This is a genomic window from Flagellimonas lutimaris (assembly GCF_003581615.1).
GTDB classification, from domain to species: domain Bacteria; phylum Bacteroidota; class Bacteroidia; order Flavobacteriales; family Flavobacteriaceae; genus Flagellimonas; species Flagellimonas lutimaris.
This window is the reverse complement of sequence record NZ_QXFH01000070.1, coordinates 479,282-491,897: the sequence shown is the minus strand read 5'-3', so window position 1 is coordinate 491,897 and position 12,616 is coordinate 479,282. Positions and strand designations below refer to the sequence as shown.

The 12,616-nt window shown below is 40.4% G+C and carries 14 protein-coding genes; 1 reads left to right on the top strand and 13 read right to left on the bottom strand.

The features are described 5' to 3' along the window. The first annotated feature begins 43 nt into the window (after positions 1–43). Positions 44–556: an acyl-CoA thioesterase gene (locus tag D2V08_RS06600; protein WP_119607256.1), complete on the top strand. Its 513-nt coding sequence runs from the start codon at positions 44–46 to the stop codon at positions 554–556. A 10-nt stretch (positions 557–566) separates the two neighbouring features. Here D2V08_RS06600 and D2V08_RS06595 read toward each other — a convergent pair whose 3' ends face one another. The 13 genes from D2V08_RS06595 to atpB all read right to left on the bottom strand — a co-directional run bounded on the left by D2V08_RS06595 (position 567) and on the right by atpB (position 12,569). Continuing rightward, complete coding sequence (locus tag D2V08_RS06595) at positions 567–1,403, bottom strand: aldo/keto reductase (protein ID WP_119607255.1); 837 nt, start codon at positions 1,401–1,403, stop codon at positions 567–569. Positions 1,404–1,407: 4 nt separating this feature from the next. Then, positions 1,408–2,634: a murein hydrolase activator EnvC family protein gene (locus D2V08_RS06590; protein WP_119607254.1), complete on the bottom strand. Its 1,227-nt coding sequence runs from the start codon at positions 2,632–2,634 to the stop codon at positions 1,408–1,410. 1 nt (position 2,635) lies between these two features. Further along, a complete protein-coding gene (gene lolB1, locus D2V08_RS06585; protein WP_119607253.1) occupies positions 2,636–3,415 on the bottom strand; it encodes a lipoprotein insertase outer membrane protein LolB1 in 780 nt (259 codons plus the stop codon). Continuing rightward, the gene (locus D2V08_RS06580) at positions 3,415–4,338 is read right to left on the bottom strand and encodes a tetratricopeptide repeat protein (protein ID WP_147374078.1); all 924 of its coding nucleotides are present in this window, start codon (positions 4,336–4,338) and stop codon (positions 3,415–3,417) included. Before D2V08_RS06580 ends, lolB1 begins: the two co-directional genes overlap by 1 nt. Before the next feature lie 41 nt (positions 4,339–4,379). Further along, complete coding sequence (locus D2V08_RS06575) at positions 4,380–5,396, bottom strand: sugar phosphate nucleotidyltransferase (protein WP_119607251.1); 1,017 nt, start codon at positions 5,394–5,396, stop codon at positions 4,380–4,382. A gap of 89 nt (positions 5,397–5,485) precedes the next feature. Then, complete coding sequence (gene dut / locus D2V08_RS06570) at positions 5,486–5,920, bottom strand: dUTP diphosphatase (protein ID WP_119607250.1); 435 nt, start codon at positions 5,918–5,920, stop codon at positions 5,486–5,488. Further along, positions 5,910–7,379, bottom strand: coding sequence for a lipopolysaccharide biosynthesis protein (locus D2V08_RS06565; protein ID WP_119607249.1), 1,470 nt, complete (start codon positions 7,377–7,379; stop codon positions 5,910–5,912). Before D2V08_RS06565 ends, dut begins: the two co-directional genes overlap by 11 nt. Positions 7,380–7,521: 142 nt before the next feature. Beyond that, positions 7,522–8,382 (bottom strand): ATP synthase F1 subunit gamma, encoded by an 861-nt coding sequence (gene atpG, locus D2V08_RS06560; RefSeq protein WP_119607248.1) that lies wholly within the window; start codon positions 8,380–8,382, stop codon positions 7,522–7,524. 98 nt (positions 8,383–8,480) lie between these two features. Continuing rightward, on the bottom strand, positions 8,481–10,061 hold the full coding sequence (gene atpA, locus D2V08_RS06555; RefSeq protein WP_119607247.1) for a F0F1 ATP synthase subunit alpha: 1,581 nt from the start codon (positions 10,059–10,061) through the stop codon (positions 8,481–8,483). A 2-nt stretch (positions 10,062–10,063) separates the two neighbouring features. After that, positions 10,064–10,603 carry an ATP synthase F1 subunit delta gene (atpH, locus tag D2V08_RS06550; RefSeq protein WP_119607246.1) on the bottom strand — a complete coding sequence of 180 codons (540 nt, stop codon included), beginning with the start codon at positions 10,601–10,603 and terminating at the stop codon, positions 10,064–10,066. 6 nt (positions 10,604–10,609) lie between these two features. Continuing rightward, complete coding sequence (locus D2V08_RS06545) at positions 10,610–11,110, bottom strand: F0F1 ATP synthase subunit B (protein WP_119607245.1); 501 nt, start codon at positions 11,108–11,110, stop codon at positions 10,610–10,612. 96 nt (positions 11,111–11,206) lie between these two features. Continuing rightward, positions 11,207–11,398, bottom strand: a complete 192-nt coding sequence (atpE, locus tag D2V08_RS06540) for an ATP synthase F0 subunit C (RefSeq protein WP_053970734.1) — start codon at positions 11,396–11,398, stop codon at positions 11,207–11,209. 31 nt (positions 11,399–11,429) lie between these two features. Beyond that, complete coding sequence (gene atpB, locus D2V08_RS06535) at positions 11,430–12,569, bottom strand: F0F1 ATP synthase subunit A (RefSeq protein ID WP_119607244.1); 1,140 nt, start codon at positions 12,567–12,569, stop codon at positions 11,430–11,432. Positions 12,570–12,616 lie beyond the last annotated feature (47 nt).

Below are 12,616 nucleotides of genomic sequence, written 5' to 3'. Positions count from 1 at the left end.
AAACCACTCCACACTTCAATATCTTTGCGCAAAATTTAAAGGTATGCGCGCTAAAACTCCTAGTGAATCCCGTACGGTAATGACCGATTTGGTCTTGCCTAGTGAAACCAACCCGCTCAACAATCTTTTTGGCGGCGAATTATTGGCTCGTATGGACCGAGCTGCCAGTATTTCGGCACGTAGGCATAGTCGTAGAATTACGGTGACCGCTTCGGTGAATCATGTGGCTTTTAACAGAGCCGTTCCACTTGGTAGCGTAGTAACCGTAGAAGCATCAGTTTCCAGGGCGTTTAAGACCTCCATGGAGATTTTTCTGGATGTATGGATAGAAGATCGTTTTACAGGGGAACGCACAAAGGCCAATGAAGCCATTTATACCTTTGTAGCTGTAGATGATACTGGAAAACCTACCGAAGTTCCTCCTTTGGAGCCAGAAACGGACTTGGAAAAGGAACGCTACGCCGCAGCACTTAGGAGAAAACAGTTGAGCTTGGTTCTTGCGGGAAAAATGAAGCCTGGGGATGCCACAGAGCTAAAGGCTCTTTTCACTTCATAAGCCTAAGCCTTTAGAAATCGAAATTGTCGGGATTTGGGCCAAATCGTTTGCCTTTGTCCAATCCATCGAGCAATTGTATATCTTCTTCCGAAAGTTCAAAATCGAAAAGGTCGGAATTGGCTATAATGCGTTCTTTTTTGGATGATTTTGGAATAGTAACCACCCCTTTTTGAAGGTCCCATCGCAAAACTATCTGTGCAATGGTCTTGTTGTATTTTGCAGCCAAATCCTTCATTATATCCAAATCAAAGATGTTACCTTGCATCATAGGGGACCATGCTTCATATTGAATTCCCTTGGAATTACAGAAATCTATCAAATCCTGTTGTACCAAATAGGGATGAAATTCCATTTGGTTCACCATGGGTACAATCTCTGTGGAAGTCAGCAAATCTTCTAAATGATGCTGCAAAAAGTTGCTCACGCCTATGGCACGCACCCGTTTTTCCTTGTACAGTTTTTCGAGCGCTTTCCAAGTTTCTTTGGACAGTTCTCCTTTGGGCCAATGTATCAAATACAAATCCAAATAATCGGTTCCCAATCGCTCTAAACTGGCATCAAATGCTTTTAGGGTGGCATCATATCCTTGGTCTGTGTTCCAAACCTTGCTCACCAAAAAAACATCCTTTCGGTTCACATTACTTTCTTGGATTCCTTTACCTACTCCTTCTTCATTATCATAAATGGATGCTGTATCGATATGCCTGTAGCCATGGTTCAAAGCTTCCTTTACTGCATTAATTACTTCGCTTCCATCTTTGGAAAGATAAACGCCCAATCCAAAATAGGGCATCTGGACCCCATTGTGCAATTCAAAGGAGCCTTGTAAATCTGTTATTTTCTTCATAATGCTAGAGTTGGTAGATCCAATCTTCGGGATTTAACCGATTGGAGTCTTTATAAAGATAAAACTTCAATTTGGTAGTGCCGTCAAACCGATTGGTATTTATTTCCCCCAAAACCTCTTTAACAGCAACCCTGTCCCCCTTTTTAACATACAGATTGGACAAATTATAATACGTGCTGATATAGTTACCGTGCTTTATTTGAACCCCTTTACTGCCGCCGGGAACGGATAAAATGGCGATAACCTCTCCTTCAAAAATGGCCCTCGCCTTGCTACCCTTGTCCGTAGTTATGGTCACCCCATTGTTCCTGTGTTTTATTCCAGGATAAAGTTTATCCGCATATACCCCATATCCTTGGCTCTTTACCCCTTTTTCCACAGGCCAAATGAGTCTTCCTTTGTTGGAAGAAAAATTGTTCGCCAGCAATTTTGCTTCGGGCGTTAAGGCAAAAGTTGCGCTACTGGTAGATTTTCCCGAACTCTTATTGGAACTGGCTATGGCACTTTTAATCAATCGTTCTATCTCCCGATCAATTTTACGTGCCTCAGCTTGCTTATTTGCAATAGCAGTTGAGTATTTTGCTTCATTTTGTTTGATGCTCGTTAAAAGGCTTTTTTGAGACTCTATTTCTTTGGAAAGTTCGGCCTTGGCTCTTTGGTTTTCAACTAGAAGCTGTTCCTTTTCTTTACGTTGACGAACCAAATCTTGATTGAGCTGTGTGAGCTCCTCGGTTTTCTTGACGATTCCTTCACCTTGCTTTTTCCTATGCTTTGCATATTGTTGCATGTATTGAAGTCTTTTAAAGGCCTGAAAAAAGTTTTCGGCAGACAACAAAAACATCAACCTGTTACTTTGGGATTTGTTCTGATAGGTTTTTTGAATAAGATTCGCGTAATCATCTTTTAGAATTTTCAAATCTTCGCGTAGCTTACTAATATTCCTGATGTTTACATTGATTTGTCTATTGAGGAGATTTGACTGTTGATTAGTAACTCGAATCAGCTCTTGACGAACATTGATTTTATTGTCCAAAGCCTCCATTTGATCCAAAACAGAACCTTTTTCTTTTCTCTCCGCAAAAAGCAATCTATTGATTTCTTTGATTTCTTTTTGCAAACGTTCCCGTTTTGCCTCCAGCACTTTTTGTTCACTCGTTTGAGCATACGAGGTAGTTGAAATAAAAAGTGTAACTAATAGACAATAAATAAAATATGAAATTTTACCTTTCATATTACTTTAATGTAATTTTATCATATCCCTTTGGCACTTTATAGGGAAAATTCATGGGTTTATTGAGTTCCAAATTGCGAAAGCTCAAATCTATGGTGGTTAAACCACCTGCTTCCTCGGCTATAATCTTTACTTCGTCGGGCAGTACATTTCCAGAAATATCCTGGTAGGTATATTTAGCCATTAACTGTCTTGCGTTTTCCGGTTGCGATATTTCTTGCTCAGCAATTTTAAAATTCTTGGGCTCCAGTTGAAACAATATTTTAAAAAGTTCTCTGGCCCTTTTCGGTTTCAATTGGTAGTTCCCATTATACACTTCTGAATTGAACCTCTCTTTTCTCAAGTCCAAAACGGCATTTCCAAGCAATAGGTTCTGTACCTTTTCAAAATCGAGTTCTGTTCCTAACAAGTTGCTTAAATAACTAAAATCTCCATCAAAATACTCGTTTTGTAGTTTGTTATAAAAAGACACCCTTTTTGGAGTAATGTTGACTTTGACCACACCAAGAGGTGCACTCATCCAAATTACCTTATCCTTTTCCATGCGAAGGCTCACATTTACACCTTGCGAATCGTCACCGTTGGCATAATCAATCTTAACCCTACCTCTCAATGTTTTAAATTTTGGCTGATTGGAGTAATGCGCAGTGATAATATTTTTGGCGGACATTTTTGCATTAACCTCTCCGCCCGAAATAGACTTGGTACTCTTACAAGACCCGAGGGTGAGAAGGAAAACCATTAATATGGAAATTCTTGATATGTTTTTATATAGGTGCATTATAATCCTGAATTAATCTTGTTCAAATATTCGTTTGCTTTTTGGGTGTTTCCAATTTTGGAATAGGCCTCGGAAAGCTGCTTATACATCTTGTTCTTCAAATTTTCATCGTCCAAAAGGTAATCAAGTCCACTCTCCAAGACCTCTATTCCCTTATTGAGATTCCCTGTAATGTTTAAAGCAGTACCATAAGCGTAATAAAAATAGGGTTGCAAAGGATAAGAGTCCAGTGCTTCCTGAGACTCACTCAACAGGTTTTTAAAGTCAGAAGTGGCTATCAATTGCTCCATCTGTGCCTTTAACTGTGTCAACGGGTCATCATCTACGTTTTCCCTTTTTTTTTGAGCTATTGTAGCGATTTGTTCTTGCTTCCCCTTTTCTAGGGAATCGTTTATTTTTCGATTCAAGTCCGATTTCAGTTGGGAATCTTCTAACCCGCTTAATACTTTTTGTGCATCCTCGTATTTCTTCATTTTGAAAAAAGAGACGGCCATATTTAGCTGAAGCTTTTTGTTCTCGTAAGGTATTCGCTGCTTTACGGTCTCCATCGGACTTCCTTGTTTGTCCAAAATGGTCAGTAAATTGTCCAAATACCAATAATCCGTAGGTTCAGATAGTAATGCTTCAATGGCATAATCTTGGGCTTGGACATATTTTTTATCCAACATATAGGCTTTGGCCAATTCGTAATTAACCACGCTATTATCAGGCTCCAATTGCTTACATTTCAAAAATAAATCCACGGCCCTATCGTAGTTTTGGATACCTTTTTGTTTCAAGGCTTCAAAGAAGTTTTCTTGAAACTCATCGGTATATTCTTCTAGGTAGACATCGGCACTTTCTTGTTCTTCTTGGGCATAGGTAGCATTGTGTGCCATTGCTGACACTATCAAAACTATCCAAAGAAAAAACGTCCTTTTCATAACATCCTAAGTCCCCATCAAACCAAAAATTTACTTTAAAGTTATTCCAAAACTGAATAATCTCCAATACTAATGGTCTCAAAATTACCATTATAAACAACGTGGTTGCCAATCATTGCATTGTCCAAATTAGCATTGCTTATTTTACTGTCGCTTTGGATGAGGCTATTTTTTATTGTTGAGTTTTCTATTACGGTATTTGCACCGACCGAAACAAAAGGTCCAACAGTAGTGTTTTTGAGTACCACGTTCTCTCCGATGAAACAGGGTTCCACAATATTCGCATTTTCCTGTTGTACAGAGTCGGCCATCATATTTTCACCCTCTTTTTCCAAAAAGCCCAACATGCGCTGATTGGTTTCCACTGTAACATTTTTATTTCCGCAATCCATCCACTCATCCACTTTACCTGGTACAAATTTCATGCCCTTTTGCATCATTCGTTTAATGCCATCATTGATTTGATATTCGCCACCATGGGTTATATCATTATCCAGTACATGTTGAAGTTCATTTTTAAGAACTCCAACATCTTTGAAATAGTAAATACCGATTACTGCTAAGTCAGAAACGAATTCTTTTGGTTTTTCAACCAACTCAACAATTTCATTGGCATCATTAAGTTTTACCACTCCGTAGGCCTCTGGGCGCTCCACTTGTTTCACCCATATAGCACTATCCGCAGATTTGTCCAAATCAAAGTCGGCCCGAATCAAGGTATCCGCATAGGCAATTACTGCAGGTCCACTCAAAGATTCCTTGGCGCTCATAATGGCATGGCCAGTTCCAAGGGGTTTATCCTGTCTGTAAATGGACCCTTTGGCCCCTAACTCTCTTGCCAATTCCATTAAACTTTGCACCACATCTTCGCCGAAAAAGGCAGGATCGCCCAAAATAAAGGCAACTTCGTCAATGGGTTCTCCCAACACCTTGGCAATATCGCTCACTAACCTGTGAACAATAGGCTTTCCAGCAACTGGAATCAATGGTTTTGGAACTGTTAATGTGTGTGGTCTTAAACGGGATCCTCTTCCCGCCATTGGAACGATTATTTTCATACAAATGCCCGCGGAGGCGGGTATCTTTTTAAGATTCTACTCTATTTAAAAAAAGGTCTCGACTGCGCTCGACCTAACATTACTTCTTTTTACTTGGTACCCGTACTTCCAAATCCGCCTGCACCCCTATCAGTTTGCGAAAGGGTTTCGACTTCTTCCCAGTCAGCACGTTCGTGTTTGGCTATCACCATTTGTGCAATACGCTCACCATTTTCGATGGTAAAGTCTTCATTGGACAGGTTCACCAAGATGACCCCTACATTCCCGCGGTAATCGGCATCAATAGTCCCAGGAGCATTTAAAACGGTTATGCCCTTTTTGGCCGCCAATCCACTCCGTGGCCTTACTTGTGCTTCGTATCCCACGGGTAGTTCCATAAAAAGTCCTGTTGGGACAATGGCCCTTTCCAAAGGTTTTAAAGTGATAGGTGATTCTATATCCGCCCTTAAATCCATCCCTGCGGAGGCAAGGGTTTCGTAGTGCGGCAGCTTATGGCCTGATTTGTTTATGATTTTAATTTTCACGTCTTATTAATATGCTTCGTAATTTATCTCCTTCCATTTTATACACTAACCCCAAAAATAACAAAAGTAGTACGCTGCCCGCTATTAAATTTCTATTAAAAACATAGAATGAAAGTATTGAAAACACGAGCGATACGGAAAGGTAAAAGACTATCTTCCGCATATTGTAAGGAACGGGATAGTATTTTTTACCGAAGTAATAGGACAAGAACATCATGCTACTGTAGGCGGCTAAAGTGGCCCATGCTGATGCCATATATCCAATTTTTGGAATAAGACTTATATTGATGACCAAGGTAATAATTGCTCCTATAGATGAAATATAGGCCCCGAACTTGGTTCGGTCCGTTACCTTGTACCAAACAGAAAGATTATGGTAGATACCCAAACAGAAGCTCGCCAGTAATATTATAGGGACTACGTCCAAAGCTTCCCAATAAACCGGATTGTTAAGGAGCAGTTTACCCAAAACATCGATAAATACGATAACTCCCAAAAGAATGATGCTACCAAGAATTACGAAGTAATTGGTAATCTGCGCATAGGTCTTCTGTGGTTTTTCGCTTTTGGCATGACTAAAGAAAAAGGGTTCAACTCCCATTCTAAAAGCGGTGCCGAACAAGGTCATAAACAAGGCCAATTTATAACAGGCGCCGTATTTGCCCACTTCGCTCTCAGCAATATCCGAAGGAAGCAGTTCTGTGAGCAAAATCTTATCCAATACTTCGTTTACGGTAAAAGCGATTCCTGCTATTAGAATGGGACCAGCATATTTCATCATTTGTTTCCAGACATCAAAATCGAACTTATAGGATGCCTTGATATAAGTCGGAACCAAAATTAAAAGCGTTACACCACTTGCAATCACATTAGAAATCAAAACATAATGGATTTCCCAATTCGGCCTATAAAAAGAGACTAAAAAGCCTGTATCACTTTCTTGGGCCATCTTGGGCAGTACAAGCAGAAAAAACACATTAAAAGCCAAGTTAATGGCGACATTAACGGTTTTTAGTATTGCATATCGCATTGGCTTTTCGTTGGCCCTGAGCAATGCAAATGGGATAATCACCACAGCATCCAACACCAAAATATAGGTGGTGAACTTAAGGTAATCAGGATTTATGTTAGTAACTCCAGAAAGCCATTCTTTTAGAGAAAGGGCCAAAATTAAAAACAACAATGACGAGCCCATCAAGGATATCAACGATGTAGAAATTACTTTAGCCTTGTTCTCGCTTTTATGATAGAAACGAAAGAAAGCGGTTTCCATTCCATAAGCCAAAAAGACATTAAAAATAGCTATCCAAGCGTATATGTTGGTATACTGTCCATAGCCTGAAGCATTTTCAAAAACAGTCGTATACAACGGAAGCAAGAAAAAAGAAATGACCCTCGGCAATACCGTGGCCAAACCGTATATAAACGTTTGTTTAAAAAGCCTTTTTAGTGGATTCAATAGGTGTTGCTTCTTTAAAAACTTGATTAGGTGGCTACAAGTTACGCAAAAGCCATTAGTACCTAAACCTTATTATCCTAAGAAAAACAAAAAGGCCACCGAATGGGTGGCCTTAATATATATTATTGTAAAACTCAGAATTTTAATTATTTAAAGCTTCCGCTCCACCAACAATCTCAAGGATTTCGTTGGTAATTGCAGCTTGACGTGCTTTGTTATAGGTCAATTTTAATTCATCTCTAAGTTCGGCGGCATTATCGGTTGCTTTGTGCATCGCTGTCATACGAGCACCGTGCTCACTAGCAAAAGAATCCCTGATAGCCTTGAACAACTGTGTTTTCAAGGATTTAGGTATCAACTCCTTAACGATTTCCACTTTGGATGGTTCAAAAATGTAATCTGCTGCAATTGCGTTATCACCTTCAGCGCCTACGATTGGCAAGAACTGTTCGGTCATCACGATTTGAGTAGCAGCATTCTTGAACTTGTTGTACACCAATTCAATTTTGTCGTAATCACCTTTGGTGAATAAACGCATCAAAAGTTCAGCGATTTCGGCAACATTCTCAAAGGTCAAATCATCGTACACCTTGCTTTGGTCACCCAAAATCGTGTGCTTTTTACCAAGGATATCGTTTCCTTTCTTACCAATGGTATAAAAATCAACTTGCTTTCCTGGGTACTTGTTGGACACCAAGCTGTTGCTCTGCTTGATGATATTGGAGTTGAATCCACCACAAAGACCACGATTGGAAGTAATGGATACCACCAAAACATTGTTTACAGGTCTATTATCGGCATATTCACTACCGCCGTCACCTTCCAAGCTAGCACTAAGCCCTTGCAAGAGCTCGGTCAGCTTGTCCGAATAAGGGCGCATTGCCGTAATAGCATCCTGTGCCTTTTTCAACTTTGCAGCAGAAACCATTTTCATGGCACTTGTTATCTGCATCGTTGATGAGATGGATGATATCCTGTTCCGTATTTCCTTTAGATTCGCCATATTCTACTTTGTCATTCCACACTTGATGCGGAATCTTTTTAGTTATGGTTTCCTACTCCCCTTTGACTACACTCAGGGTAAAGCAAGAATGACAATTGTTATGCTTTATACTTGCTTGAAAGATCTTTACAAACAGCAGTCAATGTATCGGTAACCTCATCGGTCAATTTACCAGCCTTTAACGTATCCAAAACATCTCTGTGCTTGGCATTCAAGAACTCCAAGTAATCTTTTTCAAATTCTTTTACCTTGTTCACAGGAACATCACGCAACAAGTTCTTGGAACCTGCAAAGATGATAGCTACCTGATCTTCCACGGTAAATGGATCGTTCTGACCTTGCTTCAAGATCTCAACGTTTCTACGTCCTTTTTCAATTACGCTCAAGGTAGCAGCATCCAAATCGGAACCGAACTTGGCAAAAGCTTCCAATTCACGGAACTGGGCCTGATCCAATTTCAAAGTACCTGCTACTTTCTTCATGGATTTGATCTGGGCATTACCTCCAACACGTGATACGGATATACCCACGTTAATTGCAGGACGAACCCCTTGGTTGAACAAGTCTTGCTCCAAGAATATCTGACCATCGGTAATAGAAATTACGTTGGTTGGGATATAAGCGGAAACGTCACCTGCCTGCGTTTCAATAATAGGAAGAGCTGTCAACGAACCACCACCTTTCACCATTGGCTTCAAAGAATCTGGAAGGTCGTTCATGGTCTTTGCAATGTCGTCATCAGCAATAACCTTGGCAGCACGCTCCAACAATCTTGAGTGCAAGAAGAAAACGTCACCGGGGTATGCTTCACGTCCTGGAGGTCTTCTCAAAAGCAAGGACACCTCACGGTAAGCAACTGCTTGTTTTGACAAATCATCATAGATAATCAAGGCTGGACGCCCTGTATCTCTAAAGAACTCACCTATTGCTGCACCCGCAAACGGGGCATATACCTGCATTGGAGCAGGATCGGAAGCGTTAGCGGCAACTATGGTCGTATAAGCCAATGCTCCTTTTTCTTCCAAAGTTTTGGCGATAGCGGCTACAGTAGATGCTTTTTGACCTATAGCAACATAGATACAATAAACAGGTTCACCGGCATCATAAAATTCTTTTTGGTTAAGGATGGTATCGATACAAACAGTTGTTTTACCTGTTTGTTTATCACCAATTACCAACTCCCTTTGTCCACGACCTACCGGAATCATCGCATCAATCGCCTTGATTCCTGTTTGCATAGGTTCATCTACAGGTTGTCTAAAAATTACACCAGGAGCTTTACGTTCCAAAGGCATTTCGAAAGTTTCACCAGAAACTGGTCCTTTACCATCGATTGGTTTACCTAAAGTGTCCACCACACGGCCAACAATTCCTTCACCAACGTTGATGGAAGCAATACGCTCGGTTCTTTTAACAGTAGCACCTTCCACAATCTCTTTGGATGGGCCCAACAATACAACACCTACGTTGTCTTCCTCCAAGTTAAGAACGATACCTTGCATACCACCATCGAACTCCACCAACTCCCCATACTGGACATTGGCAAGTCCATATACACGGGCAATACCATCACCTACTTGTAATACGGTACCTACTTCATCCAAAGAAGCGGTTGCTTCGTAACCTGATAACTGTTTTTTCAAAATTGCTGATACCTCAGCGGCTTTTACTCCTGCCATTTTTATAGACTATTTGTAAATTCTCTTTTTAATCCGTTCAATTTGTTTGCGATGCTTGCATCGTATTGGGTGTCTCCTACCCTTAGTACAAATCCTCCGATGATGCTCTCATCGATTTTATTCTCAAGGGTCACCTTATTGCCGGTTGCCTTGGTAACCGTATCCAAAATTTTCTTCTCCAAATCGGAAGTCAATGGAAATGCGGTGGTCACGTAAGCTACTTCCTCACCCTTCAATTTTTCGTGAAGAATGATATATTTGAAGGCCACTTCCTGTAACATGGCAATTCTCTTATTGCCTATCAATGTTTGAAGAAGACCTTTGGTAATTTCGTTGGCACCCTTGAAGATTTCCAACAAACTGTTCTTCTTCACTTCTGATTTTATGATTGGGCTTTCCAAAAGGTTCTGAAGACCCTCATTCTCAGAAATGGTCGCAGCTATCTCACGCATATCATTTTCAACGGCTTCTGCCGCTTTCTTTTCGACTGCGTAATCCAAAGTTGCTTTTGCGTAGCGTATGGCCGCCCTGTTCTGGTTCATGGTCTACTAGTTCAGTTTAATATCGCCCAACATGTCCTCAACCAACTTTTGTTGTTTGCCTTTATCGGACAATTCTTCTCTGATTACTTTTTCGGCAATCTCTACAGATAGGTTTGCTACTTGTGCTTTAATATCGGCAACGGCGGCTTTCTTTTCACTTTCTATTGTGGCTTGGGCCTTCTTAATCATCTTGTCTCCTTCAACCTGAGCTTGCTCTTTTGCTTCAGAAACAATGCTGTCTTTAATTTCTCTGGCCTCTTTTAACAAAGCATCTCTTTCCAACCTGGCTTCTCTTAAAAGCTTTTCGCTATCCGCAGTAACGTTCTGCATTTCTTTTTTTGCAGCTTCGGCAGCTTCAAGAGCATCTTTAATGCCTTCTTCGCGTTTTTCAACAGCACCAAGAATTGGTTTCCAAGCATATTTCCTCAACAAGAACAAAAGGGCCACAAAGAGCAACAATTGCCAGAAAAACAACCCGAAGGAAAACTGTTCGATTAACTTTTCCATTTATCTTAAAATATTAATTCTTTTAAACTATATCATTTTAAATCAATGAAGGGCCATAGCCAACCGCTATGGCCTTCATCAATACTGTTACGGTTATTACGCTGCAAAAAGAGCGGCGAAACCGATACCTTCAATAAGGGCTGCTGCAATCAACATTGCTGTTTGAATCTTACCGGAAGCTTCAGGTTGACGAGCAATGGCTTCCATTGCCTGTCCACCGATTCTACCGATACCCAATCCTGCTCCGATTACGATCAAACCTGCACCTACGATGTTTGGAATTGTCATGATATATGAATTTAAATATTAAACGTTCTAATTAATGATGATCTTCTTCTACCGCCATTCCAAAATACAGGGCCGACAGCATGGTAAAAATATATGCCTGTAATGCAGCCACTAGCAATTCCAATAAAGAAAGTGCGAACGCCAACAAGAAGGACAATGGACTTCCTATCCAGTTCTTAAAAATGAACATAAGTCCGATAATACTCATCAATACTACGTGACCCGCAGTAATGTTGGCATACAAACGAATCATCAACGAAAATGGTTTGATGAACGTCCCCAACAATTCGATAGGTGCCAATATAATTTTCATGGGAACGGGTACGCCCGGCATCCAAAAAATGTGCTTCCAGTAATTCTTGTTCCCTGTAAATGTTGTAATCAGATACGTAATCATTGCCAAGGCAAAAGTAACCGCAATGTTATTGGTTACGTTAACCCCGAGTGGGGTCAATCCCAAAAGGTTGATGACCCACACAAAAAAGAATACCGTCAACAAGTAACTCATATACTTTTTGTATTTGTGCTCACCAATATTTGGAATTGCAATCTCATCGCGAACAAAAAGCACCAAAGGCTCCAAGAACCTTCCTAACCCTCTTGGCATAGTGCTTTTTTGATATCTTTTAGCCATGGAGCGGAACACCAAAAACATTAAAAGTGATACTGCAATAATAAATACGACGTTTTTGGTAATTGAAAAATCCAATGGTTTCACATTCGTAGGATGCGCATCTTCAACCACTAAATCCTCACCAAAAGCATCTTCGGTATGGGTTTCATCTCCATGATGACTACCAAAATTGATTGTGCCTTGGGCATCCGTTTTATAAATGGTATTGTGATACAATGCGTAGTGGTTCCCATCAACTTCGGCAACACCCTCTCCATGTTCCAACTGTGAAGAAGAGAAAACCTTCAACCCGTTGTCCCAAAGAATTACTGGAAGTGGGAATCCAATATATTTATGCTCCCCTTCATCTGTAGTATAAGAATAAAGGTTGAAATCATGTGAATCCAAAAGGTGATGGTCGATGTATTCCTTAATCTGGGTCTTTAGATCGTGTGCACCTGTTTCAACTTCTTCTCCCTCATGGTTTTGGGCTGATACAAATCCCGCAATCAAAAAAATTACGGCAACTAATTTTTTACTAAAAAAAGAATTTCGCATATGATCCAACTATGGGTCCTCAAAAATTGGTGCAAAAATACATTCCT

Excerpts from the sequence above, each read along its gene's own strand:
- D2V08_RS06590 (WP_119607254.1), bottom strand. The coding sequence starts at position 2,634 with ATGAAAGGTAAAATTTCATATTTTATTTATTGTCTATTAGTTACACTT.
- D2V08_RS06575 (WP_119607251.1), bottom strand. The coding sequence starts at position 5,396 with ATGAAAATAATCGTTCCAATGGCGGGAAGAGGATCCCGTTTAAGACCA.
- atpE (WP_053970734.1), bottom strand. The coding sequence starts at position 11,398 with ATGACAATTCCAAACATCGTAGGTGCAGGTTTGATCGTAATCGGAGCA.
- D2V08_RS06600 (WP_119607256.1), top strand. The coding sequence starts at position 44 with ATGCGCGCTAAAACTCCTAGTGAATCCCGTACGGTAATGACCGATTTG.
- D2V08_RS06545 (WP_119607245.1), bottom strand. The coding sequence starts at position 11,110 with ATGGAAAAGTTAATCGAACAGTTTTCCTTCGGGTTGTTTTTCTGGCAA.
- lolB1 (WP_119607253.1), bottom strand. The coding sequence starts at position 3,415 with ATGCACCTATATAAAAACATATCAAGAATTTCCATATTAATGGTTTTC.
- D2V08_RS06595 (WP_119607255.1), bottom strand. The coding sequence starts at position 1,403 with ATGAAGAAAATAACAGATTTACAAGGCTCCTTTGAATTGCACAATGGG.
- D2V08_RS06580 (WP_147374078.1), bottom strand. The coding sequence starts at position 4,338 with ATGAAAAGGACGTTTTTTCTTTGGATAGTTTTGATAGTGTCAGCAATG.
- atpH (WP_119607246.1), bottom strand. The coding sequence starts at position 10,603 with ATGAACCAGAACAGGGCGGCCATACGCTACGCAAAAGCAACTTTGGAT.
- atpA (WP_119607247.1), bottom strand. The coding sequence starts at position 10,061 with ATGGCAGGAGTAAAAGCCGCTGAGGTATCAGCAATTTTGAAAAAACAG.
- atpB (WP_119607244.1), bottom strand. The coding sequence starts at position 12,569 with ATGCGAAATTCTTTTTTTAGTAAAAAATTAGTTGCCGTAATTTTTTTG.
- atpG (WP_119607248.1), bottom strand. The coding sequence starts at position 8,382 with ATGGCGAATCTAAAGGAAATACGGAACAGGATATCATCCATCTCATCA.